22 protein-coding genes and 3 tRNA genes are annotated in these 22,676 nt (G+C 45.3%); 4 read left to right on the top strand and 21 right to left on the bottom strand.

What is annotated here, in order from left to right; genetic code table 11:
- Positions 1-110 precede the first annotated feature (110 nt).
- On the top strand, positions 111-1,535 hold the full coding sequence (gene pdxR / locus ACQCN2_RS13100) for a MocR-like pyridoxine biosynthesis transcription factor PdxR (protein ID WP_426929359.1): 1,425 nt from the start codon (positions 111-113) through the stop codon (positions 1,533-1,535).
- Here the strand turns inward: pdxR and ACQCN2_RS13095 are convergent.
- A complete protein-coding gene (locus tag ACQCN2_RS13095; protein WP_426929358.1) occupies positions 1,532-2,851 on the bottom strand; it encodes an amidohydrolase in 1,320 nt (439 codons plus the stop codon). The two genes, pdxR and ACQCN2_RS13095, sit on opposite strands and share 4 nt — an antisense overlap.
- Before the next feature lie 132 nt (positions 2,852-2,983).
- Between ACQCN2_RS13095 and corA the strand changes: the two genes are divergently transcribed.
- Positions 2,984-3,919 carry a magnesium/cobalt transporter CorA gene (gene corA / locus ACQCN2_RS13090; protein ID WP_426929357.1) on the top strand — a complete coding sequence of 312 codons (936 nt, stop codon included), beginning with the start codon at positions 2,984-2,986 and terminating at the stop codon, positions 3,917-3,919.
- 67 nt (positions 3,920-3,986) lie between these two features.
- On the opposite strand, the gene ACQCN2_RS13085 is transcribed toward corA, so the two are convergent.
- Positions 3,987-5,555 (bottom strand): sodium/solute symporter, encoded by a 1,569-nt coding sequence (locus ACQCN2_RS13085; protein ID WP_426929356.1) that lies wholly within the window; start codon positions 5,553-5,555, stop codon positions 3,987-3,989.
- Positions 5,552-5,914: a hypothetical protein gene (locus ACQCN2_RS13080; RefSeq protein WP_426929355.1), complete on the bottom strand. Its 363-nt coding sequence runs from the start codon at positions 5,912-5,914 to the stop codon at positions 5,552-5,554. The genes ACQCN2_RS13085 and ACQCN2_RS13080 overlap by 4 nt, the downstream gene beginning before the upstream one ends.
- A gap of 161 nt (positions 5,915-6,075) precedes the next feature.
- On the opposite strand from ACQCN2_RS13080, the gene ACQCN2_RS13075 reads away from it, so the two are divergent.
- A complete protein-coding gene (locus tag ACQCN2_RS13075) occupies positions 6,076-7,284 on the top strand; it encodes a helix-turn-helix domain-containing protein (protein ID WP_426929354.1) in 1,209 nt (402 codons plus the stop codon).
- Between the two features lie 340 nt (positions 7,285-7,624).
- On the opposite strand, the gene ACQCN2_RS13070 is transcribed toward ACQCN2_RS13075, so the two are convergent.
- The 6 genes from ACQCN2_RS13070 to ACQCN2_RS13045 all read right to left on the bottom strand — a co-directional run bounded on the left by ACQCN2_RS13070 (position 7,625) and on the right by ACQCN2_RS13045 (position 12,716).
- On the bottom strand, positions 7,625-8,719 hold the full coding sequence (locus ACQCN2_RS13070; protein WP_426929353.1) for an HD-GYP domain-containing protein: 1,095 nt from the start codon (positions 8,717-8,719) through the stop codon (positions 7,625-7,627).
- Positions 8,720-8,826: 107 nt separating this feature from the next.
- A complete protein-coding gene (locus ACQCN2_RS13065; RefSeq protein ID WP_426929352.1) occupies positions 8,827-9,129 on the bottom strand; it encodes a YunC family protein in 303 nt (100 codons plus the stop codon).
- Between the two features lie 65 nt (positions 9,130-9,194).
- Positions 9,195-9,449, bottom strand: a complete 255-nt coding sequence (locus tag ACQCN2_RS13060) for a DUF6154 family protein (protein WP_426929351.1) — start codon at positions 9,447-9,449, stop codon at positions 9,195-9,197.
- Between the two features lie 66 nt (positions 9,450-9,515).
- Complete coding sequence (locus ACQCN2_RS13055) at positions 9,516-10,949, bottom strand: bifunctional metallophosphatase/5'-nucleotidase (protein ID WP_426929350.1); 1,434 nt, start codon at positions 10,947-10,949, stop codon at positions 9,516-9,518.
- A gap of 40 nt (positions 10,950-10,989) precedes the next feature.
- Entirely contained in the window at positions 10,990-11,814 is an 825-nt protein-coding gene (locus ACQCN2_RS13050; RefSeq protein ID WP_426929413.1) for a sulfite exporter TauE/SafE family protein, read from the bottom strand.
- Between the two features lie 44 nt (positions 11,815-11,858).
- Positions 11,859-12,716, bottom strand: coding sequence for a DUF72 domain-containing protein (locus ACQCN2_RS13045; RefSeq protein WP_426929349.1), 858 nt, complete (start codon positions 12,714-12,716; stop codon positions 11,859-11,861).
- Positions 12,717-12,747: 31 nt separating this feature from the next.
- Here ACQCN2_RS13045 and ACQCN2_RS13040 point away from each other — a divergent pair, with 31 nt between their 5' ends.
- Positions 12,748-13,191, top strand: coding sequence for a M67 family metallopeptidase (locus ACQCN2_RS13040; RefSeq protein WP_426929348.1), 444 nt, complete (start codon positions 12,748-12,750; stop codon positions 13,189-13,191).
- Positions 13,192-13,224: 33 nt separating this feature from the next.
- Here ACQCN2_RS13040 and ACQCN2_RS13035 read toward each other — a convergent pair whose 3' ends face one another.
- The 12 genes from ACQCN2_RS13035 to ACQCN2_RS12980 form a co-directional block, all read right to left on the bottom strand.
- Entirely contained in the window at positions 13,225-13,677 is a 453-nt protein-coding gene (locus ACQCN2_RS13035; RefSeq protein ID WP_426929347.1) for an OsmC family protein, read from the bottom strand.
- A gap of 70 nt (positions 13,678-13,747) precedes the next feature.
- Positions 13,748-14,395, bottom strand: coding sequence for a hypothetical protein (locus ACQCN2_RS13030; protein ID WP_426929346.1), 648 nt, complete (start codon positions 14,393-14,395; stop codon positions 13,748-13,750).
- Positions 14,396-14,469: 74 nt separating this feature from the next.
- On the bottom strand, positions 14,470-14,802 hold the full coding sequence (locus ACQCN2_RS13025) for a DUF2325 domain-containing protein (protein WP_426929345.1): 333 nt from the start codon (positions 14,800-14,802) through the stop codon (positions 14,470-14,472).
- Positions 14,803-14,974: 172 nt separating this feature from the next.
- Positions 14,975-15,430 carry an NUDIX domain-containing protein gene (locus ACQCN2_RS13020; protein ID WP_426929344.1) on the bottom strand — a complete coding sequence of 152 codons (456 nt, stop codon included), beginning with the start codon at positions 15,428-15,430 and terminating at the stop codon, positions 14,975-14,977.
- A gap of 118 nt (positions 15,431-15,548) precedes the next feature.
- The gene (locus ACQCN2_RS13015; protein WP_426929343.1) at positions 15,549-16,880 is read right to left on the bottom strand and encodes a prolyl oligopeptidase family serine peptidase; all 1,332 of its coding nucleotides are present in this window, start codon (positions 16,878-16,880) and stop codon (positions 15,549-15,551) included.
- 303 nt (positions 16,881-17,183) lie between these two features.
- Positions 17,184-18,515: a prolyl oligopeptidase family serine peptidase gene (locus tag ACQCN2_RS13010; RefSeq protein WP_426929342.1), complete on the bottom strand. Its 1,332-nt coding sequence runs from the start codon at positions 18,513-18,515 to the stop codon at positions 17,184-17,186.
- 156 nt (positions 18,516-18,671) lie between these two features.
- Positions 18,672-19,571, bottom strand: coding sequence for an AraC family transcriptional regulator (locus ACQCN2_RS13005; RefSeq protein WP_426929341.1), 900 nt, complete (start codon positions 19,569-19,571; stop codon positions 18,672-18,674).
- A 74-nt stretch (positions 19,572-19,645) separates the two neighbouring features.
- Positions 19,646-19,728: transfer RNA gene (locus tag ACQCN2_RS13000), tRNA-Leu, on the bottom strand.
- An 11-nt stretch (positions 19,729-19,739) separates the two neighbouring features.
- Positions 19,740-19,815: transfer RNA gene (locus ACQCN2_RS12995), tRNA-His, on the bottom strand.
- A 25-nt stretch (positions 19,816-19,840) separates the two neighbouring features.
- Positions 19,841-19,933 (bottom strand) — tRNA-Ser (locus ACQCN2_RS12990).
- A 361-nt stretch (positions 19,934-20,294) separates the two neighbouring features.
- On the bottom strand, positions 20,295-20,756 hold the full coding sequence (locus ACQCN2_RS12985) for a hypothetical protein (RefSeq protein ID WP_426929340.1): 462 nt from the start codon (positions 20,754-20,756) through the stop codon (positions 20,295-20,297).
- 232 nt (positions 20,757-20,988) lie between these two features.
- Complete coding sequence (locus ACQCN2_RS12980) at positions 20,989-22,632, bottom strand: lactate permease LctP family transporter (protein WP_426929339.1); 1,644 nt, start codon at positions 22,630-22,632, stop codon at positions 20,989-20,991.
- Positions 22,633-22,676: the final 44 nt, after the last annotated feature.

The raw sequence follows: 22,676 nt of genomic DNA, 5'->3' as shown, positions 1-22,676 counted from the left end.
TCCCTAGTAAAAACTGGTTTTCTGTTACAATGAGTATAACGAGAATCTGCTCCTATTAAGAGAGTCAGTTCCAAACAAAAAGATCAGGTCAGTTTGTTTAGGAGGCATCCGTGACAGAAGTTACACCGATCATCCAACACCACTCTACTTCCCCTCTCTATGCTCAAATCTATCAGTATTTTCGAGATGAAATCCAAGCGGGCAGACTGACTCCTCACACCCGATTGCCCTCTGTTCGTCATCTCTCCCGATCAATGGGAGTAAGCAAAATGACCATCGAAACCGCCTACCACCAATTACTCGCGGAAGGGTATATCGACAGCCGAGAGCGGAGCGGTTTCTTCGTCGCTTCACTGGATTTGACGGATTGGAGTGAACAACTCCCCGCCCTTTTCAAGCCTGGCACTGTGTTTGAACCCCCGCACTTGAAGTATGACGACTACCAGATTAATTTTCACGGCTCCGTCATTGATGTTGATCACTTCCCTTTCACCCTCTGGCGCAAATGTTTGCAAGAAGCTCTGGAACGATACCCGGAGGACTTTGCCTTTTATGGAGACAATCAAGGGGAGCCTGAACTTCGAGAAGAGATTGCCCGCTATCTGCGACAAGCGCGAACAGTTGCCTGTGATGCTGGACAGATCGTCCTTGGTACGGGGCTTCATGAATGCGTCAGTTTGCTCTCGCTGATGCTGCGTGTCGGTCATCAACGAGTGGCGATTGAGGAGCCTGGCTATTCCAACATGCGGATGGTCATGGAGCAGCATGGACTGAAGGTGGTACCAGTTGAGTTGGACGAGGACGGAATCAACATCGATCAACTGATTCTAAGCGGGGCAACTGCCGTCTATGTGACCCCCGCCCATCAATACCCTTATGGAATGGTGATGTCGATTACAAAACGATTGAAGCTGTTGCAGTGGGCCAAACAAACGGGTGGTGTGATCCTGGAGAACGATTACGATGGAGAGTTTCGCTACAACGTCAAACCAGCCCCATCCTTGCAAGGTCTGGATCAAGACGGCACCGTTGTGTATATCGGCAATTTCTCTAAATCCCTTTCTCCCGCTCTTCGGATGAATTATATGGTTCTGCCCGCTCCATTACTTACGTTGTATCATCAGCAGTTTCATATCTACCCTGCGCCAGTCCCTCGCCTTCAACAACGGGCCCTGCAGCTGTTCATGCAAAAGGGGCATTGGGACAAGCATATCCGACGCATGCGCAAAATCTATGAAAAGAAGCATCAATGCCTGTTGGACGCAATCCATCGACAGTTTGCCAACCACGCCACGGTACTGGCTCAATCAGCCGGACTACATATCTTGTTGGAAATGGATAGCGATAGTACTTCGGAAGAGCTGGCGGAACAGGCTGCACATGCAGGGATCAAGGTGTACACCATCACGCATACTTGGATGAACCATACTTCAAATTGTTTTGATCGGCCAAGAATTTTACTGGGATTCGGTGGGCTATCCGCTGATGAGATTGAAGAAGGGATTCGCTTGCTAGCCGAGCTCTGGTTGGCCTAAATTCCCTCGACAATCCGTTTGGCCCGGATGCTCGCTTCATATTTGATCCGTTCTTCATCGACCAATAGCATTTGACCTTGATCCATGAGCATCCGACCATTTACCATGACACTCTCTACGTCCGATCCCTTGGCGGCATAGACCAGTAAGCTGGCAACATCATGCTGTGGAGTCAAGTGAGCCACATCCGGATTGATCACGATCAGATCAGCCGCTTTCCCTAACTCCAGGCTGCCTGTCGTTTGCCCCATACCTAGAATGTCTGCTCCATTTTGGGTCGCCATGGTAAGAACTTGCCGTGCCGAGAGTCTGGTGGGATCGCGGAAGGTTACTTTTTGCATCCAGCTCGCAGCCTGCATCGTGAGAAACATATCAAGCGATGATGCGCTCCCAGCTCCATCTGTCCCTAGTCCAACAGTGATGCCTCGCTCCAGCATTGATTCAACTGGGGCAATTCCGCAGCCAAGCTTGAAGTTGCTGACTGGGTTATGCGCTACCCCGCCTTGAATGCCACTGAGTAAGCCAATATCCTCTTCTGTCAGATGAACGGCATGGGCTAGCAGAATCGGATGGCCATCCAACAGACCGCATCGCCCCAGATACTCCGTTGGTGTACATCCGTATTGTGCTTGAATCTTCTCCCCTTCTTCTTCCGTTTCCGCCAAATGGATATGGATCGGGACGTTTCTTTCCTTGGCGAGCCCCAGAATCATCCGCAAGCTCTCTGGCGGACAAGTAAACGGCGCATGGGCTCCAAGCATCACTTGAATTCTGCCATCTCCCTGGTCGTTCCAACGTTCAACTAACGTTAACGCTTCCTGAACCCTTTTACCGCCATCGTCTTCCAGAAACACCATCCCTCTGCACAACGATGCCCGCATACCCGCTTCCAATACCGCCTGTGCGACATGCTCCATTTCCATGTACATATCAGCAAACGTTGTGGTTCCAGACTTCACCATCTCCAGCATCGCCAGCTGCGTCCCCCAATAAATATCTTCGGCAGTCATTCTTGCCTCAGCTGGCAGCATTTTGTGGCTCAACCATTCCATCAGGCGCTTATCGTCACTAAAACAACGCAACAGGCTCATCCCCGCGTGATTGTGCGTATTGATTAAGCCAGGCAAAATCCACTTCCCCTTCACTGATCGTACCTCGACCTCTCCCAGAGTATGTTGATCCAATTGCAGATCATCCCCAATCCGGGCGATCTTGCCGTTCTCAATCAGGATGTCCTTGGATTCGAAGCTCAGCTCATTGCCCAAGCCTTGCATGATAAGACCACCCGTAAGCAAAACTTTTTTAGACTCCTTCACATCTGATTCCTCCTTGTTATTGGGTTGGAACCATCATGAAGGATAACGCAGCGGTAAGGTCAAGCAAAAAAATGGTATACTAATACAATATTGGCAGTATGCCCGACAAATGAAGAGGGGAGCAGCTCCCGCATGAGAATTATGCTTGTCCAAAATGGCCACATGCAGGAAATTGAAGATATCGAAGAAACCAAAACCAGTCCAAGCTATGGTTTCTATTGGATTCATGCCGGCTTATTTGATTTGGATGAATTGCAACGGATCTTTGGGTTTCACGATTTGGCGATTGAAGATTGTATCGACGAAGAAGAACAGCGCCCCAAGCTGGAAATCTACGACAACCATTACTTCATCGTGATCAACAGCGTCGAATTCGCCAATCAGGATATTCTTCTGCATGAGGTGAATATCTTCATCGGGGCTCACTATATCGTTACCATTACCAAATACCCCATCCAGGAAATCAAGCAGCTTGAACAGGAGATTCATGATGAAGAGATTAATACCGCAGATTACATGCTCTATCACTTCATTGATTTGATCGTAAAGAATTACTTCGGGGTCATCGACGATATCGAGGATTTGATTGAAGAATTGGAGAAAAAAATCCTTGTCAAACCAGACAATTCCCAACTGAATGAGATTATCGGGATTCGAAGTGAGATACTTTACGCCAAAAAAATGCTGGGTCCCCAGCGTGATCTGATCTCCGCTTTAAATAAAAAAGAACTCGCCTTGATTAACGATCGGTTGCAAAAATATTTTGGAGACATTCTGGAGAACTCCGTTAAGATCGTGGAGACCTTCGACACCTTCCGTGATCTCATGGGCAACTTGCGGGAAGCTTACCAAGCCGCTCTCGCCAATCGAGCAAACGAGACGATGCGTGTTTTTACTGCATTAACGACCATTTTTATGCCGCTGACGATTGTGACCGGGATTTATGGCATGAACTTCGATAACATGCCCGAGCTGCATACGCGCAATGGTTACTTTGTGGTCCTTGGAGTCATGCTCACGGTTGGAATCGGCATGTATGCGTTGTTTAAGAAAAAAGGATGGTTGTAAAATTTGACAAATTATAGAACCGTGGCCAAAATCCGACCACGGTAACCGTTTTCATATTAGAATAGGCTTATGCCGCTTCTGATTGCTTGGAATGAACTTTTTTCATAAATTCATTCACGTCTCCCGGAACTTGCCGATCCAGCTTGGAGACCAGCCATACAGTCAAGAAACCAAGCGGCACGGTGATAATCCCGGGTGACTTGAATTGGAGATAAGCAGGAAGTGTGCTCGACAAGAGGATCATGTACATGGACACCGCAAGCCCAACGATCAGACCAGCAATCGCCCCCTTCTCTGTCATACCTCTCCACCAGATTCCGAGAATGAAGATCGGAGTAAACGTACTAGCTGCGACAGTAAAGGCAAGGGCTACCAGATGGCCGATCGACGCGCTTTTGACCATGAGGCCGAGGGCACCGTACAGAATTCCAAAGATAACGATGGAGACTTTACCGGCAATGATTCGTTCTCTTTCGGTGATGTTTTTACGGAACAAGGACGCGTAAAGATCGTGAGCAAGCGCACCAGAGCTTGCAATAAACAAGCCGGACAGATTGGAGAAAATCGCGGCAAACGCCCCTGCGATGACTAATCCTAACAACCATTTGCCACCTAAAGCCTGGGCGGTAGAAGGAATGACCATGTTGTCGCCGCCTGTAATCAAGTCTTTCATCACTTGAGGTTCGGCCGTACCACTTAAGAAAATCGACCGACCAACCACACCAAGATAGACCGCAAAGAAGAAGAACAAGCTGGCAATCCCGATCGCCATTATGGCTGAACGACGCGCGGCCTTGGCGCTAGGATTCGTGTAAAAACGAAGTAGAATATGAGGAAGTCCAATCGTGCCAAACGCAAGCCCGATAGTCATCGACAAGGTTTGAATAAAGCTCGGGAAGAAGTTCCCTGTACCTGTCCACTTGGTGCCGTCAAACACAATGTCTTTGCCATCCTTCGCGTACTGAGCCGTATTGGCGACAGTTCCCGAAAACTCATTAATTGCCGTCAGAATTTGCTGGTAGTGAAGTCCTCCGTAGATCGCGGCACCCACCATCAAGATAAACGCCCCCAGACGAATCCATAATTCAAGCGCCTGATTGATGGTCGTCCCTTTCATTCCGCCGACCCCTACATAAAAGATCATAACCGCGCAAGTAAAAATAATGCCAAATTCATAGCTGGTTCCAAAAAACATGCTCATAATCTGTGCCGCACCCAACAACTGAGGCGCCGCATAGAAACCTGAAATCGAGAGAACGACCGCCACCGCAACAATTCGTGCCCGTTTGCTATGAAAGCGATACGCGAGGAAATCAGCAACCGTAAAAGCTCCGAACCTTCTAAGCGGGCCCGCAACGAATATAGCCAAGAGTGTTAAACCAATCGAAAAGCAAAAGGCGTAGTAAGCACCATCATAACCCAGCTTGTAGGTTAATCCAGCGATGCCAAGGAACGTTGCGGCACTTAAATAATCGCCGCCAATCGCTGAGCCGTTCATGAACCAGCCAAAACTCCTGCCGCCAACGAAGTAGTCTGTCGCTGTAGTGCTGCGCTTGCTCACGTACGTAATATAAACGATGGTTCCCATCAGAATGATTGTAAACAGAATTTTCGGTTCCAGTAAGGTTTGTATCATCCGATCCTTCTCCTTTCATTCTCTTTTGCCTGTGTTCGATTCGCATTTTTTAGTAGACGCTTCTCGTAGGAGTGGATATTGATATACGCGATGAGAAAAGCCATTAGCATGGCTACGATTCCCGTGAAAAACCACGCGTAGGTCATACCGCCCCACATCCGCGAAAACATGAAACCACCCGCGAACCAATTTAAGACAGGCATCGCTAGAATAAAGGCGAAATAGATGAAAGCAAGTTTCAGACCTGTACCCAAATCGGCTTTGATAATTCCGTCTGTTTCGAAATCTAGAGGCTCCAATTGATCGATATCAACCGTATTCGCTTCCACGTAATCATACTTTGAGTATTCCCCAGCCATACTATTTACCCCCTCCTTGTCATCGTGTAGTCGGTTTACCTCTTCCCTCCTTTATATGAAAACCGACATAATGAGATTTTACAGAGTTGAGAGGGACAATACCTTACAATAAATTGTCAGAAATATATAAATTTTTGTTAAATTGAGAGCAGGTGACAATAATGAACAATATTCGACTGCTTGTCCACGAACCGATTCAGCAAGAGACTTTGCAATCCTGGATTACGGAGTATTTCGCTGACCGCCATTCCCATCCGAGTCTTGGACAGACCAGCCTTCACTCCCCCTTCCAGGGTTCAACGATGATGTTCGTTGAGGTGAATCACTCGTTCGACTGGGTAACCATTTACCGCCTTCAAAAGAAACAGCCAGACCTGCGAATGATCTTGCTCATTGATCGTTCACAACTCCATATGATCCAGCTCATTTGCCGACTGCGCCTTGACTTCTTCTTGATCAAGCCGCTAAAAAAACACATTTTCCTGAACATGCTGAAACGAATTCTTGCTTCTTCCGACAAGGAGGAAAGCTATAAATCGGCCTATGTTCGCGAATCCTTTTTACGTAGATTGTTGGGTGAATCTATTAACGAGAATGAGTTGCAAGCTGCCAGCAAGCTCTTTCCCGATCGGAGATTCCCAAATATCGTCTACTTTTTACAAGGGTTTATCAAAGACCAACCTGACGATGAAATCGAACGCGCAGCATTGGCGCCTGCTCTCATCCAATCTACTCTGGAAGAAAAACTGGCTCCGCTGATCAAGCCGCTTTACTTTTTGCCTTTTCACAAGCATTTGCTATTCCTCTCCCGTGTTCCCTATTGCTACCCTTCTTTAAGGGACTGGGAGGAGTTGACCAGCGCTTTGCTTGAGGCCATTGAACAGTTGAAACGCGATTATGACATTCACATCTATATTGGAGTCGGAAGCGTGACAGAAGATCCGTCCTCCCTGTACAAATCATACTTGCAGGCGCGTAAAGCGAGACATACGCCCCCTTCCCGCACGATGTCGCTGCGATTTTTTGAAGAGATCAGTCAGGATGTGTGTATTCAAAAATGTATCTCCTACATCTCCCACCATTACAATGAAGACTTGTCGATTGCAACAGTTGCGGATCAAGTGAATCTGAGCTACACCTATTTCAGCCGTCTGTTTAAAAGAGAAACCGGCATGAGCTTTGTCGAATATGTCACGTTTGTCAGGTTGCAGCGAGCTGTCTGGATGCTGCGCCACTCCAACAAGACGATCGAGGTGATCGCGGAAGATAACGGCTTCAATACGCCTAACTACTTTAGTTCAATCTTTAGAAAGAACGTGCTGATGTCCCCAAGTGAATATCGAGCTACACGCGAAATCTTTTTCTTGTAAATGTGAAAAGACTTCGTCCCTTTCCGCTCTGTTTAAGCTCGCGTGTAGCATCTACTGTCCGCTCCGTGCACTACGGAAGGGAGTCGACAAGAAAATCACTTCGTATCTCATTGACGTAAAGAATGCCGACTCTTTTCCTTCCTTCATTCTCTGCGCTTTGTTTCGCTTAAAATGAGCTGCAAGCGGACGAAATCTTTTCTTGGCGGGCTTGCGCGAATGGATAAGTTTAATCACTTTACCACTGTAAAATGATTAAACTTTCCGATAATATAAAAAAGAGTCAGGCCGGTTCACACGCTTGCGAACCACCCTGACTCTTTTTCGTTCGTTCACTCAGTCTTTACATCAACAAATCGCAGGAATCGATGACAAGATTCAATCGTTTGGACAAGTCGATCTCGTACGGTGAATCCAGATCATTTCCTAGTTCGTCTTTTAAGATACGTAGAATCGGTCGGCTAGGCAGACCCCGATTGTAATCAATCACGATGCCTTCTACTCCCGTATTTAACGTGACGCTTAACCCGATTGGATAGAGGGCGATTGTATCGCGGAAAGCCTCCACATATTCCTTGATGAATAGCGTGTCCACACCCGCATATAAAATCTCCATCGCCTGATGGGGCAGCATCGCGCGACGATACACACGATTCGTTGTCAGTGCATCGAATACATCGCAGATCGCTAGAATCTTCGCATACTTATGAATTTCCGGTTCAGTCAGATTACGCGGATACCCGGAGCCGTCCAATCGCTCATGATGCTGATAAGCGCAGTGCGCAGCCAGGAGTGGAATCTCTTCCTGCCGACGGAGAATCTCAAACCCAATCTCCGCATGCTGCTTGATCTGTTCGAATTCATCATCCGTTAACCGGTCTGGCTTGTGCAATACCTCAGGAGGAATCGCCATTTTCCCCACATCGTGAAGCATTGCCCCAATGCCGATTTCCATTAGTTCTCTTTCATTCAAATTCAGCTTGAGCGCTAACGCCGTTGTATAGAGAGTTACGTTGAAGGAGTGCGCAAACACATAGTGATCGGTTCCCACAACACTTCCCAACAAGTTCATAGCGGTACGGTTTTGTTTGAGTTCATCAATAATCGATGCCATGGCTTGACGGCACTGCTTGCCCAACTGCTTATAGTTAAAGTGCTTCTGCCAGCGACTAGGCTCGTCCAGAAACAGCTGAAATGTCGTATGAATCACCGTCAACGCTTCACGGCGGGTACTCTCGGAGATCACATCTTTGATTTCGATATCTTTGGTCAATTCATCATGTACATAAATCGCTGTGATATTAAGAGCTTGTAAGCGATCAATCATCCGTTGATTCAGTTCTACACCTTCACCGACCAGAACTGTTCCGTTATTGTTATATATACTCTTTGCCAATCGTTCCCCCGGTTGGCAATTTGCCATTGCAATAAGCCGCATTCGTTCAACTCGCCTTTCATCATCCTGGAAGCAAAATCACGCTGCTTGTACCAAGAACTTCCTTGTAACCATCATAGTAAAAGAGAGCATCCATGTAAATGGATGCTCTAGAACATTTTTCGAACGGCGTCTAGGCCAATAGTCCCCACGGTAATTCCTATTGCTTCAGCGGTATGCGTCACGGACTCCAACGGAGCGTTCAACAATTCGTCGATCGTTTTCACACCAACGGCACGACCCGCAAGTATTTCGCGGCTTGCCAGTCTCTCATTTAACAGCCCTACATCCAAAGCGCCACACATAATATAGCCCTTGTCGGTGGTTACGGCGAGTAATGTAGTTTTGGGCAGCCTGACCGTTACCGCTAGTGCCGTCCCTTCCTTCAAATGCAACGGTTGCACCTCAATCACGTGATCCCCTCCTTACCTTCTCATCCATACCCTATGTACACCATCCCATTTTGGTGATCAAGACATTAATGAATGGTTGGTAATGAACCTTCTGGGTCTTCAAGACCTTCGTCTTCCATGGCAATTTTACGTTTCATCACTTCAATCATATAGTACGCCACCATGTGGAAGAGCTCTTCTTCGTCCATATCCTTCACGAGCTTTAGCAACTCTTCCCGAGATTGCTCAGCGAGTATTCCCACCACCACGGCTACAATATCCTCTTCATCACGAGTCAAGTGTCCTCGATACAGTTCGTATAGTTCATCAATAAAGCGCATACACTCACCTCGCCGTTTTTTTACTATCATTCCCCAAGTTGGCACAAGCAGTATGGATCAATATCCTTACACACGTATCCAACGTCTGGTTTCACTTAGCCTGATCCGTTCATGGTTGCTGATTGTTTGCGCCAACACCTCTCGAAGGACCTCCGGAAGGAAAAAGGAATGCTCGTGACTATCGGAAATTTGCGGGAACATTCGATTGAACACATACATGTCGACCGTTCCAATCCTATACATCCGCGCCAAATCAAGCTCTTCTGTGCCAACCTCTATACGTTCAATTACCGGATGGTTCGAATCTTGGTAATAAACCTGAACATTATCGATTCCCATCCAGCCCATCATCTTGCCGCGAAAGCCGAATCCCCTGATTTCCTTGTGAATAATGTCGGGTTGCAGGGACATCTCCAACACCTGCCATAACTCCTGACCGCTGATCTGAACCACACATGGGTTTATCGGATGAGGCAAGCATTCGAGCAAGTCTTTTCTGGTTATCTTTCCTTGTGAAAGGGAATGAAGCAGTAGACCCCCATTAGCCAAGCCAACCTCAGCCTGCGTCCACTGACGAATACTCGCGGCTAGAAACGACCCGAACGCCGTCTCCTGCTCCCAGTCAATCGCTAAGTCCTGGGGCAATTCGGTAACGACTTCTGACAAGATTTGATCAGCTGCTGCTTGTTCCGCTTCAATCAACTGGGCAACCCGCGGATCAGGAGCGAATTCACTGGTGGGAAACGCCTCAACGAACCCGGTCAGCTTGCAGCCTTGCTGATCCTTCCCAATTGTCAGACTAACGTGACCTACATATTCCCCCAGCATGCCAACCTGCGCGATCCAGGTCTGATTAACTCGTTCTCCTTCCAGAAGCAGACGATGCGTATGCGCTCCCAGAATCACGTCGATCCCCTCAATTTGCTCTGCCACCTTTTTATCTGCGGGATAGCCCAAATGAGATAAAACAACAATCACATCTACCTGTGAACGAAGCTGATTGACCTGTTCTCTCAGGATGGGAATCGGATCTTTGGCCACCCATCCCAACTGTTCATAAAAACTGGCGAAAGGAACAGTCACCCCTAGCAGCGCAACACGAAGATCATTACAAGTATGTATCGCATAAGGTACGGCCCACTTCGGTAACTGATTCTGTTCGTGGTCCAGCAGATTGCTGAGTATCACCGTAAACTCCGCTTGATCGTACAGACGATCCAGCACCTCTTTGGGGAACGTAATTCCTTCATTATTTCCGATCGTCACATACTGATAACCGCTTTGATTCAGGACTTTGATATTCGCCTGTCCCCAGGTTGCTTCTGTCTTCATTCGCATCCGGTCTGTATGATCGCCAATATCGACGGTAAGCACATACTCTCCACGTGACTCCCACAACTGGCGTTTTTCCAGTAAACAGCTGGCTACCTGCGCCATTTTCTCAAAACGACTGTGGATGTCATTGGTATGTAAAAGATGCAATGTACAGGTTTGCGACAAACGAACTCCCTCCCTCGATCTTGTTTTCTATCTAGTAAGTTTACGTCATAAAGGCTTTCGCTATCATTTGGATGGCGATTCCCAAAATCAACAGGCGGAGCAGTAGCACCAATGTTTTTCCTTTTATTCGTTGAGCCAATATGGCCCCGTATTTACCGCCAATCCACGCGCCAGGAGCAAGCATCAGCGCATATAGCCAATGAATTTGATGATTCAACAAATTGGTCGTACTGCCGACGATGGCCGATAAAAAGATGACGAACATCGACGTGGCGGTTGCCAGATGAGGCGGAAACCGAAACAACACAATCATCGCCGGAACGAGCAAGACCCCTCCCCCTACGCCAAACAACGAAGAAGTTACGCCAACAAAGAAGGCGACAACAATGGCCACCCATCGCTTGTAGCCATACTCATGAGTGACTCCCTCCGGATCGGTATAGGTCCGGTGAACGTCCCAGCTGATGGTTCTCGGCTTTAATTTGTCTTTGACCATCATGAGCATAAACATGCAAATCTGGAAAAGTCCAAACAACAAGTAAAAGGATTGCGGATGCAGCACTTTATTCAAATATACTCCGGCAATGGAGCCGGGAGCACTCCCCCAGAAAAACAGCCACGCGGTTTCGGTGTCCACTTTTTTCTGCTTTAAAAAAGCAAGCGTAGAGGACAAGGCCGTAATGACGATAACCAATAGGGATGTTCCCGTAGCCATCGAGGGACTCATCGAACCGGCTTCATGCTGATTCGCAAAAAACAGCAGCGCGGGGACAAAGAACATCCCGCCGCCAATTCCGACAAGACTTCCAATGATTCCAGCGATACATCCGATCAGAAGAAACAATATGGGTAATCCAATCATTATGACTTCCTCTTCCTGCTCCAGGAGCTAATAATCCCTTCCATTCATTAGAAAAGCTCAATCTGCTGTGGATTCAGACCTGCCGGCTCCACACCCAAAAGCTTCATTAATTGTTTCGCGTTAGCCGCTGCATGCCCGCCGGAATTATTGTTGAACAGCACACATACTTCCTCTGTTTGTTGGGCCAGCGTTTCAATTCGTGGCTTCCATTCCACTAGCTCCGATTGGCTATATTGATACAAGTAACGAACGTCCCGCCAATTCTGCCCCTGTCCAGGGTCTCGCCATCCAGATACATTCCGACCATGAAAGCGAACCAGACAGAGCTTCGGCGAAGTCGTCGCCGCAACGATCGGAACACAGCCTTGCCCAACCTGCGGCTCATCACAGACAACGTGAATAACACCCAGCTCTTGCAAAAAATTCAGGGTTCTCTCACGAAAAGGCTCGTCAAACCAGCTGCGATGCCTGAATTCAACGGCAAGGGGATAACGAGACATTGTATGTACGACATGACGAATGTAGGAGACATTCTCACGGGTGCAATCAAACCAAGGCGGGAACTGGAACAAGATCATTTTGAGCTTATTGCACCCCACAAGCGGTTGAATACTGGCCTCAAACAGGCGAAACGCCTCTTCCCGCGTGAATCCCTCTTGATGATCCCGCTGATGGCCGGTCATAACCTGATGAGGCTTCACGATAAAACGAAAGGAGTCAGGTGTTTCACGCGCCCATGATTCATAATTCTTTTGTGGTAAGATAGCATAGAACGAACTATCGACTTCCACGATAGGAAAATGACTGGCATACACAGCCAGCTTATCTTTGGCCCGCACGCCGGACAGGTAAAGATCATGATGATCTCCCCATCCGCATAGGCCGATCGAAATGTTTTTGCTCATACAGCTTATCCTCACATGAAAGGAATTCGATATGTTTGATCAACTGATTGGAAACCCCTTTACAAGCGAAACGTCCCCTTTACAAATCGACTCACAAGTGCTTCATCGCCTTTTGATTGAGGGTCAAGCTGCCTTCCCACATGAATATTCTGCTCTTTTGGCAGGACATCATTCTATTGCGACGATGCACCTTCCTGCACCTCAATCGGAAGCGTCCCTCCATACCTTTGCCTGGAGCGGCCCAACATTGCTTGCTTCCTTGCGGCGAATTCAAGAGGCCGGCTTACAATGGATCGGCGTGTTTCATACACACCCCACTTCACCTGCCATCCCCTCATCCGCTGATTTGGCTGGCTGGCATTATCCCACCTTGGGCTACTGGATCGCTTCGCTTCAGCACCCGGAGAATCCGGAAGTTCTAGCATACCAATTGATAAATGGACGCTTCATTTCCAAAGCCTACACGATTATGTAAAATCAACGAATTCACTTCTGGGTAAGGAAAATCTTATCCTTGGGATACGAATTCAATGGTAGGCTCCACCTTGATTTCTACATTTCCTCGAATCGCTTTGGAAATCATGCAGACCTGTTCCGCCCGATGTGCCGCATGATTGGCATTCTGTCTGATTTCCTCCGACTGTTCCATTAGACGAATAATGGGACGATGAATGATTTCACGGAAGCCTAGATTCCCCTCTTCCACTGTCAGCTTACCTTCGGAACGAACAGTAAGTGATTGAAACGGAATCTTGCGTTTCTCCAAAATCGCCGCAAGCGTAATCGTATAACAGGTCATGGCAGAGCTGATCAACAGTTCTTCAGGATTGGTTCCTTGGCCAGGTCCTCCCAATTCGGCGGGTACGGAAATGCTTGCTTGCAAACCTTCGCCTTTTATTGCTCCCGTACTTAATCGTCCTCCTTGCCACTCCGCTTCCATATGAAAAAGATGTCCCGACATACTCATCTTCCTTCCTTTTCTTTCTCTTTAGTGTACGCTCTTTTGTCTGGTTGTACAAACCTGTAATGGGCTACCGATTCCAATACTTCCATAGCTCGGAGGCCACCAACGACCAATTGGCTTGCGTCGTATCCACTACCAGCCAGTCTAAAAGAGACCGCTTAACCTCCCGAAGCAGCGCCTCCTGTTGCCGTACGTAATGCTCGATGATCGCCTGATTGGTATCTCCATATCGTGCAATATAGTTGCGCCACCTTGTAAAAGGCCTGGAATCGATAATACGCTCCTGCATCACTTCTGGACTCATGACAAGCAGACAACCCTTGGCCGAAAGATTCGAGAGCCGTTCCTCAATCGGTTGATAGTTCCATCCGGCAAGATCGGAATAATACGTAGCGTGGGTCAGATGAAATCGCTCGAACAAAAAGAGAAACTGAAGGTCCTTCTCTTCCCCGTTCCAGCCCCGCTCGGCAAATCGTTTTTGTTGCTGTTCTAAGGGAAACAGCAATTCACCCAGAAGACTCTCATGATCGTCAACCGACAGTAACCCCTCCCTGTTTCGAAGCTCCAATGTCCGTTGTGTTATCTCTTCTCCAAATAACAGGAACGAAGTTGATTCTCGCTGACCAAATTCCGGAAGCTTTTGCAGTTGCCGAATCGTACTCGTCTTGCCGCTACCCGGTATTCCTTCCACAATCAATCCTCTGGCTGCGCCCAATCGATCACCTTCTTTCCCAAGCTTTATTTCCTTCTATTGTATCCAGAAATTGACGATGAAAAAAAGGCCATCCGTTAAGATGACCGCGACTGGAATTTCATGCAGCTTTGGGCCGCCATACACTCTTCTCGATGTTCACAAATGACTTGCTGGATAGAGCACCAAGATCGTTTGGCAAAGCAAATCGGTAAAGATTGTTCTTTCGCTTTTTGCTTAATGACTTTGGACAAATTATGATTGACGTAATCGGTCAAAACAAGAATGAGATCCGTATCCTCTGAGATTGCTTTCTTGACCGATTGAGTTTTTCTGCCGGTAATATGCTGGACATCGTCAAATCCGTAGTCCGTCAGTTTCTCCGTAATATTCCCCAAATGGTCAGCTCCTACAATGAGCAAGGAAGCCATATGAATTGCCGCTCCTTTCTTATGTATGGATCGTATATTTGAAAGTGATCAAGTCTGAATCGAATAATCACATTCTAATTGATAATGATTCTCTTTGTCAATTAACCAAATAAAAACGGAGGCAGTTTAGCTTGCCCCCGCTGTCTATCGTTTCCCTTTTCAATTTTCCTCTCTACTCGGTAAACACATTCCCAATGTATGCTGCCAGATAGCTCGGGTCTGTCAACGCCTTCATGACCTGATCCCGCCGTTGCGGATTATCGAGCGGCCAATGCTTGAATTCCTCCAGCTTGACCCAACCGGCCCAGACAATCTCCTCATCTTCTACTCCACCTGGGATAGGAGCCGTCTCTTCCCCGATCAGTTTCGCGAGGACTCCAACTCCAATCGTGTGTTTGCCTTCTTCTCCGTGAATTCTCTCATCAAGCCACAAAAGTTTAGCATACTCGACCAAGAGTCCAGTCTCTTCCCAGACTTCCCTTCTTACAGCATCGGCAATGCTTTCCTGAAATTCGATTCCACCACCCGGCAGACTGTATTGTACCTGTTGACCTGATTTTTCTTTGATGAGCAGGATACTCTCCTGATGCTGCACAACGACAGTGACTCTCACACGTATCTGATCCATGACGAGCTTCCTCCTATCCGAAAACTCAGCTATGCCTAAGCCTCTAGCGACTAATAAAAATACACCCTACCTGCTTGGGTAGAGTGTATCATGTATGCGTTTGTGTCGGAAGAGGGAGCTATTTTTTTAATGACTGAGCAGCCAGCCATTCCATCATGGTTGTTGTTTTGCCGTTAATTTTTGCAATACACTCGTTGTTGTATACATAAATCCACGACCAATGTCCATGGTATTCGTATGGCGTGCCATCTTCTTTTTTATACAAGCCTGTAGTATCATGCACATTATCAAATAAAGATAATTGAACATTTTTTGCTCCTGCTTTGACTAATCGATTATACGTTGGAACTACGTAGTCATTTGGAGGTACTACATTATCTGTTTTGGCAGCAGTGAACCATATCGGGATGTTTTTCATTTTCTGAATATCTTCTTCACGAATTAGTGTATCCTTTAAAGCTTCACAGGTTGGTAATGCCGCTGCGAAGTAATTTGGGTAATCGCGAATCATCAGCATGGTCATATAACCACCGTTGGAGTCTCCACCGATGTAAATTCGATTTGGATCAATATCTTTGTTATTGGCAACATAATTATTAATCAATGACATAAGGGAACGCTCATCCTTTGAAGTACCATCCCCAAACCCTGCAAAACCATCCATCCAAAAAGTTGGTGTCTGAGGCGCTAATACATAGGCTCCACCAAAATAAGCTTGAATATCCTTAGAGGCGAAGTTGACCACTTTATTGGCGGAAATCGGTATCGTTGGATCAGTGCCGCCTTCACCACTGCCATGTAACCAGATAATTAATGGATTCTTTTTGTTGTCTTTTGCTGGGGTATAGCTTGCATATGTTAAGGTAACGTTATCATTGGTTGCTTTTCCAGTTGTAAATTGATTGACAAGTTCTCGTGTTTCCCCCCCGAATGTATGAACAACTAATCCTGATATTTTCCCCGAACTAGTCTTAATATCTTTTTGCTGCGTAATGGTATACTTATTATCATTCCATGCATTAAGTTCTGAGCCTTTTGCATCATAGTTAATTGCTGAACCCAAGGATACAGTTGGGCCAATCTGCATTTCAAGTACTACATAGTTTCCTGTCTTGACAGCAGGATTCCCGTTTTTATCACTGACGTAAGCTTTGGTAACTTTTCGATCTCCCTCCTTTAAAAAAGGATTGGTTAACCTTTTGTCAGTCCTTACAACATGTACTTTGAACGTATCTGTTGTTACAGAATTCGTCGGTACAGGCCTGCCTAAATCAACTATTACTTTTGAAATTACTGCTCCCCAATCTTTAACTTCTATAATCGTCCGATAAGATGTTGGTTGCGGCTTAACTTGCCCAGCCGATGCACTCATGCTGAAAGGAAGCACCATTGCCGCAGCTAAAGTACATAGCATTGCCGTTTTTACGTGTTTTTTCATACTCTTGATCATTTTTCTCTACCCCCTTCATACGTACAGTGTTCAATTGAAACCACGCTTGTCTGATTTCCCTATCGAATCCTCCTTTCATTTGGTTAATTCCCAAAATTAAAACGTTTACATGTTTATTATTTAAAAAAACACCTGCTAAATCATGTCTTTTACTAGCTTATTTATAGTCAAATCTTGACATCTTCTTTGTTAAATCCGCTGCTCTTAACCCTTTCCGATATGGATTGGGTGTATGTACAAAAGAAAACACCCTACCTGCCTGGGTAGAGTGCATCATGTATGAGATAGTGCCGGTAGAAGAAGCTATTTTTTTAGAGACTGGCCAGCCAGCCATTCCATAATGGTTGTTGTTTTGCCCTTAATTTTTGCTGTACATTCGTTGTTGTACACATAAATCCAAGACCAGTGCCCATTGTATTCATAAGGTGTGTCATCTTCATTTTTGTACAAGCCGGAAGTATCATGCACGTTATCAAATAAGGATAATTGAACATTTTTTGCTCCCGCTTTGATTAAACGATTATAGGTTGGAACGACATAGTCATTTGGAGGCACTACCGGATCTGTTTTGGCGGCAGTGAACCATATCGGCATTTTTTTCATTTTCTGAATATCTGCATCACTAATTAGTTCATCCTTTAAAGGTTCACATGTTGGGAATGCAGCGGCGAAGTATTTGGGGTTATCACGAATCAACAACATGGTCATATAGCCACCGTTGGAGTCTCCACCGATGTAAATTCGATTTAGATCAATATCTTTGTTTTGGGAAACATAATTTTTAATTAATGTCATAAGTGAACGCTCATATTTTGAAGTACCATCCCCAAACCCTGTAAAACCATCCATCCAAAATGTTGGGGTCTGAGGTGCTAAAACATAGGCTCCACCAAAATAAGACTGAATATCCTTGGAAGCGAAGTTGACTGCCTTATTTCCGGAAATCGGTATCGTTGGATCAGTGCCACCTTCTCCCATGCCATGTAACCAGATAATTAATGGATTCTTCTTGTTGTCTTTTGCTGGGGTAAAGTTTGCATAGGTTAAGGTAATATCATCGTTGGTTGCTTTTCCAGTTGTAAATTGATCGACAAGCACTCGCGATCCTCCCGCAAATGTATCAACCACTAATCCTGAAATTATTCCATCGCTAGTCTCAATGCCTTTTTGTTGCGTAATCGTATACTTATTTTCATTCCAGTCATTATATCCAGTGCCATCCATATCATAGTTAATTGCAGAACCTAAGGAGACAGTTGGTCCAATCTCCATTTCCAGAACGGCATATCTTCCTGTTTTAGAAGCAGGTTTCCCGTTTTTATCAGCAACATAAGCTTTTGTAACTTTTCGATCCCCTTCCTCTATAAATGGATCGCTTAACCTTTTGTCATTCCTTACAACATGTACTTTAAAAGTATCTGTAGTTACGGAATTCTTCGGTACTGGCTTGCCTAGGTCGACGATGACCTTGGTAATTACCGCTCCCCAATCTGCGACTTCTGTAATCGTCCTATACGATGCAGATTGCTTCTGAACTTGCTCAGCAGCTGCACTCATGCTGAAAGGAAGCGCCAAAGTTGCAGCTAAGGTACATATCATTGCCGTTTTTACGTGTTTTTTTATACTTTTTATCATTTTCCCCTACCCCTTCATGCTAACGATGTTTTATTGGAAGCATGTCTACCTAATTTCTCTATCTAATCCTCCTTTACTTTGGATCATTTCCAAAGTTAAAGCGTTTACATCTTCATTATCAAAAAAAGCACCCGCTAAATCATGTCTTTTATTAGCTTATTTAAAGTCAAATCCTGACATCTTCTCTGTTACATCCGTTGCTCTTTGCCCTTTTCTATATTGATTGGGTGTGATTTTGTAGACAGCCTTAAAAACTCGATGATACGACTTTTCATTTGGAAAACCGTGCTCTAATGCTATTTGTATGATAGGGCGATCTGTGTTCATCAAATCAGGATACGATTTTTCAAGACGAATCGTATTGATATAAGTAAGCACAGTCATTCCTATGTATTTGGTAAATAAACGTGAAAGATACTCGGAGGATAAATTAAATTGGGCTGAAATTAAATCAATGGATAAATTTTGATTATAGTTATCTTTTATAAAATTGGTAATCAAAGTTAAGCGGTCTAAATATTTTTTTGTTTTAATGAGTCCACTGCCATTTTTGTTAATCTTAAAGTTTTTTAATAAGAGATAGATTAATTCATAAGACAAGCCTGTTATTTTTATGGATGCCAGAGGGTCATTTTCTTTCTCTATGAACGCGCTTACTATGGAGTTTAAATTTTCACGCAACTGTTGAAACAACATTTCTCTCTGTTCATCTTGCTCGTTAATGGAGATGCAATCAAATTCAAAGTGATCATGATCCGTATCGTTCGCTTTTATGAATTCATAGGGGATTAGAATCGTAACCGTCTTTCGATCTTTCTCCAGATTGACTGAAAAAGAATGGATCGCATTCGAATTAATTAAGACAATATCGCCCTGCTTGGAAGTATATTCTTTTCCGTCGATATAAATTTTATCGATTCTGCCGAAAAGCACATATGAAATTTCTATGCTTTCATGCCAATGCCTTGGTATCACCCTTTGTTTACCTGTGGTATGGTAAATGATTTTTATAGGTAAATCCTGATCCGTTTTGACCAATTCATACTTGTATTCCATTTCAGTTACCTCCATCTAATCCGGAAACGCAAAAAACACCCTACCTGTCTGGGTAGAGTGTATCATGTATGAGATGGTGCCGGTAGAGGGACTTGAACCCCCACGGTTTCCCTCACGATTTTGAGTCGCGCGCGTCTGCCAATTCCGCCATACCGGCCTATTCAATAATGGGGCGATCGATGGGAATCGAACCCACGAGTGTCGGAGCCACAATCCGATGCGTTAACCACTTCGCCACGACCGCCATAGTCCAAGTTTTATTAGATGAATGGCGGACAGGGTGGGATTTGAACCCACGAGACGGGTCAACCCCGCCTACACGATTTCCAATCGTGCTCCTTCGGCCACTCGGACACCTGTCCATTTGATTGCTCAATGGATTTTTAGTATAGCATGGTTTGTTCATTTTTACAAGGTGTTTTATTTATTCATCAATTTAATTTTATGTCAACTCCCTCACTATAATTCGGGGAATAAACATTTATCAAAGCATTTGTTAGTGTGAAGGGATAATACAGTTTTAGACTGGCCCGCGATCGTTAGTTGAATACAGGCTGATACAGCAGCCGCAGTTTCGCTAGCTTAAAGAAATAAGAGTAAAAGACCCGGGAATTGACCACCTTTATCCAAGTGTCAATTTCTCGGGTCCTTATTTAAACTATGACGCTATTAGAAGAGAGTTATCAAATTACATTCCAGCTTAAAATAGTTGTTGATTTCCTTTTATTGAACAAAGCTTACAGATGCTGTGTATGCTTGTGAGTAAGTATAGTTTTGATAAACAGGCAAGACACGAAGGATGTACACTTGTCCATTTTCAAGGGTAACATCAGCTTGAGATTGAACCTTTTTAAAATACGATGAACCTGGTTTTTTGATCCATAACTCGTATGTATTGGAGGAAACGGCTGGTTGCATTTTCATACGATAGGTACCAGAATTTTTTGCAGTAAATGTAAAGTAATCTTGAAAATCACCCTGTGGTAATTCACCACGAATAACATTTCCTTCGGTGTAGCTATCTGCTGTAGCTTCCGTATCATTAGGTTCTCTCTCATCAGTGTAAGTTATTCCATTGATCGTAACAGTTTTATTAGGTACTTTATTAACCTCTTGAGCCATTGCGCCACCTGATAATCCTGCTACTAAAGCTAAACCTAATAGACTTGCAACTACTTTTTTCATATGAACCCTCCTGTTTACTAATTTGTAAATATATTGAAATAATACAATAATTTATATTTAATGTAAATGATTTCAAATTGGACAAATTGTGAACATTCTATTAATCTATGATTTTACTATTTCATTACTTTCAATCGATTGAAAATGAGCCAAGGTTGAATAGGCATCCCCCCTACAAAAAAAACACTTCCATTAATACAGAATGGAAGTGTTTCTCATTTCACTGGAATCTCTATGGAATAAACCCCGGAATCACGAACGCCAATCCATACGTCATGACCGCAACAACCAAGAGAAATGCGAAGCTGTATTTTACAGTAAAACTAAACAACTTGGATTCTTGACCAATAAGCCCTACAGCAGCGGCCGCAATGGCAATCGACTGCGGAGACAGCATCTTGGCCATCACGCCCCCCGATGTATTCGCCGCAACCAGTAGAACGGGTGATATGCCGATTTGTTGTCCGGTTACTACTTGTAAATTGCCAAACAGCGCATTGTTGGATACAACGGAACCCGTTAAGAACACGCCGATCCAGCCAAGAACCGGTGAGAAGAACGGGAAGAGTCGACCTGTCTTGGATAAAGCTAGTCCAAGAGTGGAAGATAACCCGGAATAGTTGGCGATGTACGCAAAAGCCAATACTAAACAAATCGTAATAAGCGGTCTCCAGAATTCCACAAGTGTCTCCTGTAAAAGAGCGATACCCGTTCGCAATCTGACGCGGAATAACACCATCGTTAAGATGACCGACACTAGAATGGCGGTTCCTGTTGCCGATAATAGATCAAATTTAAATACGGCCGCATAAGGAGTGATGGCATTACTCACAGGTGGCGATTTTAACACCAATTTATCCAAAGAAGGTACTGGGATGTTGTAAAGGAAATACTCCAGTGGCCCTCCCTTCGCGAAAAGACCCTGAAACCATTTTGAGCTCCAGACAAATACGATGATGGTGAGGATATAGAAAGGAGCCCATCCTTTTATCGTATCCCCTACTGTAATCTTGTGCTCCTCTCTCGTTGACGCAGCAGCTTCCTCATACCGAAAAATTCGTTTGGGGTGCCAGGAGCGCAGAAAGAAAGCTAACGCCCCTAAACTCACCAGTGATGAGATGATATTCGCCAATTCGGGTCCGAGAAAATAAATGACGAGAAACTGTGAAATCGCGTAAGTCCCTCCTGAGACAACTAATGCCGGAAAAGTTTCTCGTATCCCTTTTACCCCATCCATAATGAAAATCAATAGGAATGGAACCAAGAAAGAGATGATGGGCAGCTGAATGCCTAACATCTGTGAAAGCGTGAGTTTATCGATCTGGGAGACCTGTCCCGCTACAATCACCGGAATCCCTAAAGCTCCGAATGCTCCTGAAGCGGAGTTAGCAATCAGACATAAAGCGGCTGCCAGTAAAGGATTGAAGCCCAATCCAGTCAAAAGCGAGGCGGAAATAGCAATCGGTGCCCCAAAGCCTGCCGCTCCTTCCAAGAAGGCGTTAAATGAATATCCGATTAATAAGAGCTGCATGCGTTGATCATTCGAAATCGAAATGATGGAGGAACGAATGAGCTCAAAGCTACCCGTCTTTACAGATAGTTTATACAAGAGAACTGAGCAGATGACAATCCAGCTGATCGGCCAAATCCCATAGGCGATCCCATAGCCAGTTGATGCAACTACTTTGACCAGCGGCATTCGGTACACGAACAATGCAATCACAAAAGCAATACAAACCGTAATGAGAGCGGCCGTATTTCCCTTCATCTTCAAGACTGTCAAAGCGAGAAAGAAAAAGGCGATGGGGATTAACGCCACCAAAGCCGATAGGGCAAGATTGCCGAGTGGATCATAATTCTGAATCCATGTTTGCACCAGGAGCCGCCCCCCAACTTAATCAGTTCTCCTGTATTATCAAA

It is taken from the genome of Brevibacillus ginsengisoli, from assembly GCF_050113715.1.
GTDB lineage: Bacteria > Bacillota > Bacilli > Brevibacillales > Brevibacillaceae > Brevibacillus_H > Brevibacillus_H ginsengisoli.
Note: the sequence above shows the minus strand (reverse complement) of the source record. Positions and strands in the feature narration are given on the sequence as shown.

Coding starts and splice junctions, on each gene's coding strand:
- ACQCN2_RS13085 (WP_426929356.1), bottom strand. CDS start 5,555: ATGATACAAACCTTACTGGAACCGAAAATTCTGTTTACAATCATTCTG.
- ACQCN2_RS13005 (WP_426929341.1), bottom strand. CDS start 19,571: ATGGAATACAAGTATGAATTGGTCAAAACGGATCAGGATTTACCTATA.
- corA (WP_426929357.1), top strand. CDS start 2,984: ATGAGAATTATGCTTGTCCAAAATGGCCACATGCAGGAAATTGAAGAT.
- ACQCN2_RS13015 (WP_426929343.1), bottom strand. CDS start 16,880: ATGATCAAGAGTATGAAAAAACACGTAAAAACGGCAATGCTATGTACT.
- ACQCN2_RS13070 (WP_426929353.1), bottom strand. CDS start 8,719: ATGCGGCTTATTGCAATGGCAAATTGCCAACCGGGGGAACGATTGGCA.
- ACQCN2_RS13045 (WP_426929349.1), bottom strand. CDS start 12,716: ATGAGCAAAAACATTTCGATCGGCCTATGCGGATGGGGAGATCATCAT.
- ACQCN2_RS13060 (WP_426929351.1), bottom strand. CDS start 9,449: ATGCGCTTTATTGATGAACTATACGAACTGTATCGAGGACACTTGACT.
- ACQCN2_RS13040 (WP_426929348.1), top strand. CDS start 12,748: ATGTTTGATCAACTGATTGGAAACCCCTTTACAAGCGAAACGTCCCCT.
- ACQCN2_RS13020 (WP_426929344.1), bottom strand. CDS start 15,430: ATGGATCAGATACGTGTGAGAGTCACTGTCGTTGTGCAGCATCAGGAG.
- ACQCN2_RS13080 (WP_426929355.1), bottom strand. CDS start 5,914: ATGGCTGGGGAATACTCAAAGTATGATTACGTGGAAGCGAATACGGTT.
- ACQCN2_RS13025 (WP_426929345.1), bottom strand. CDS start 14,802: ATGGCTTCCTTGCTCATTGTAGGAGCTGACCATTTGGGGAATATTACG.
- ACQCN2_RS13010 (WP_426929342.1), bottom strand. CDS start 18,515: ATGATAAAAAGTATAAAAAAACACGTAAAAACGGCAATGATATGTACC.
- ACQCN2_RS13035 (WP_426929347.1), bottom strand. CDS start 13,677: ATGTCGGGACATCTTTTTCATATGGAAGCGGAGTGGCAAGGAGGACGA.
- ACQCN2_RS13075 (WP_426929354.1), top strand. CDS start 6,076: ATGAACAATATTCGACTGCTTGTCCACGAACCGATTCAGCAAGAGACT.
- ACQCN2_RS12985 (WP_426929340.1), bottom strand. CDS start 20,756: ATGAAAAAAGTAGTTGCAAGTCTATTAGGTTTAGCTTTAGTAGCAGGA.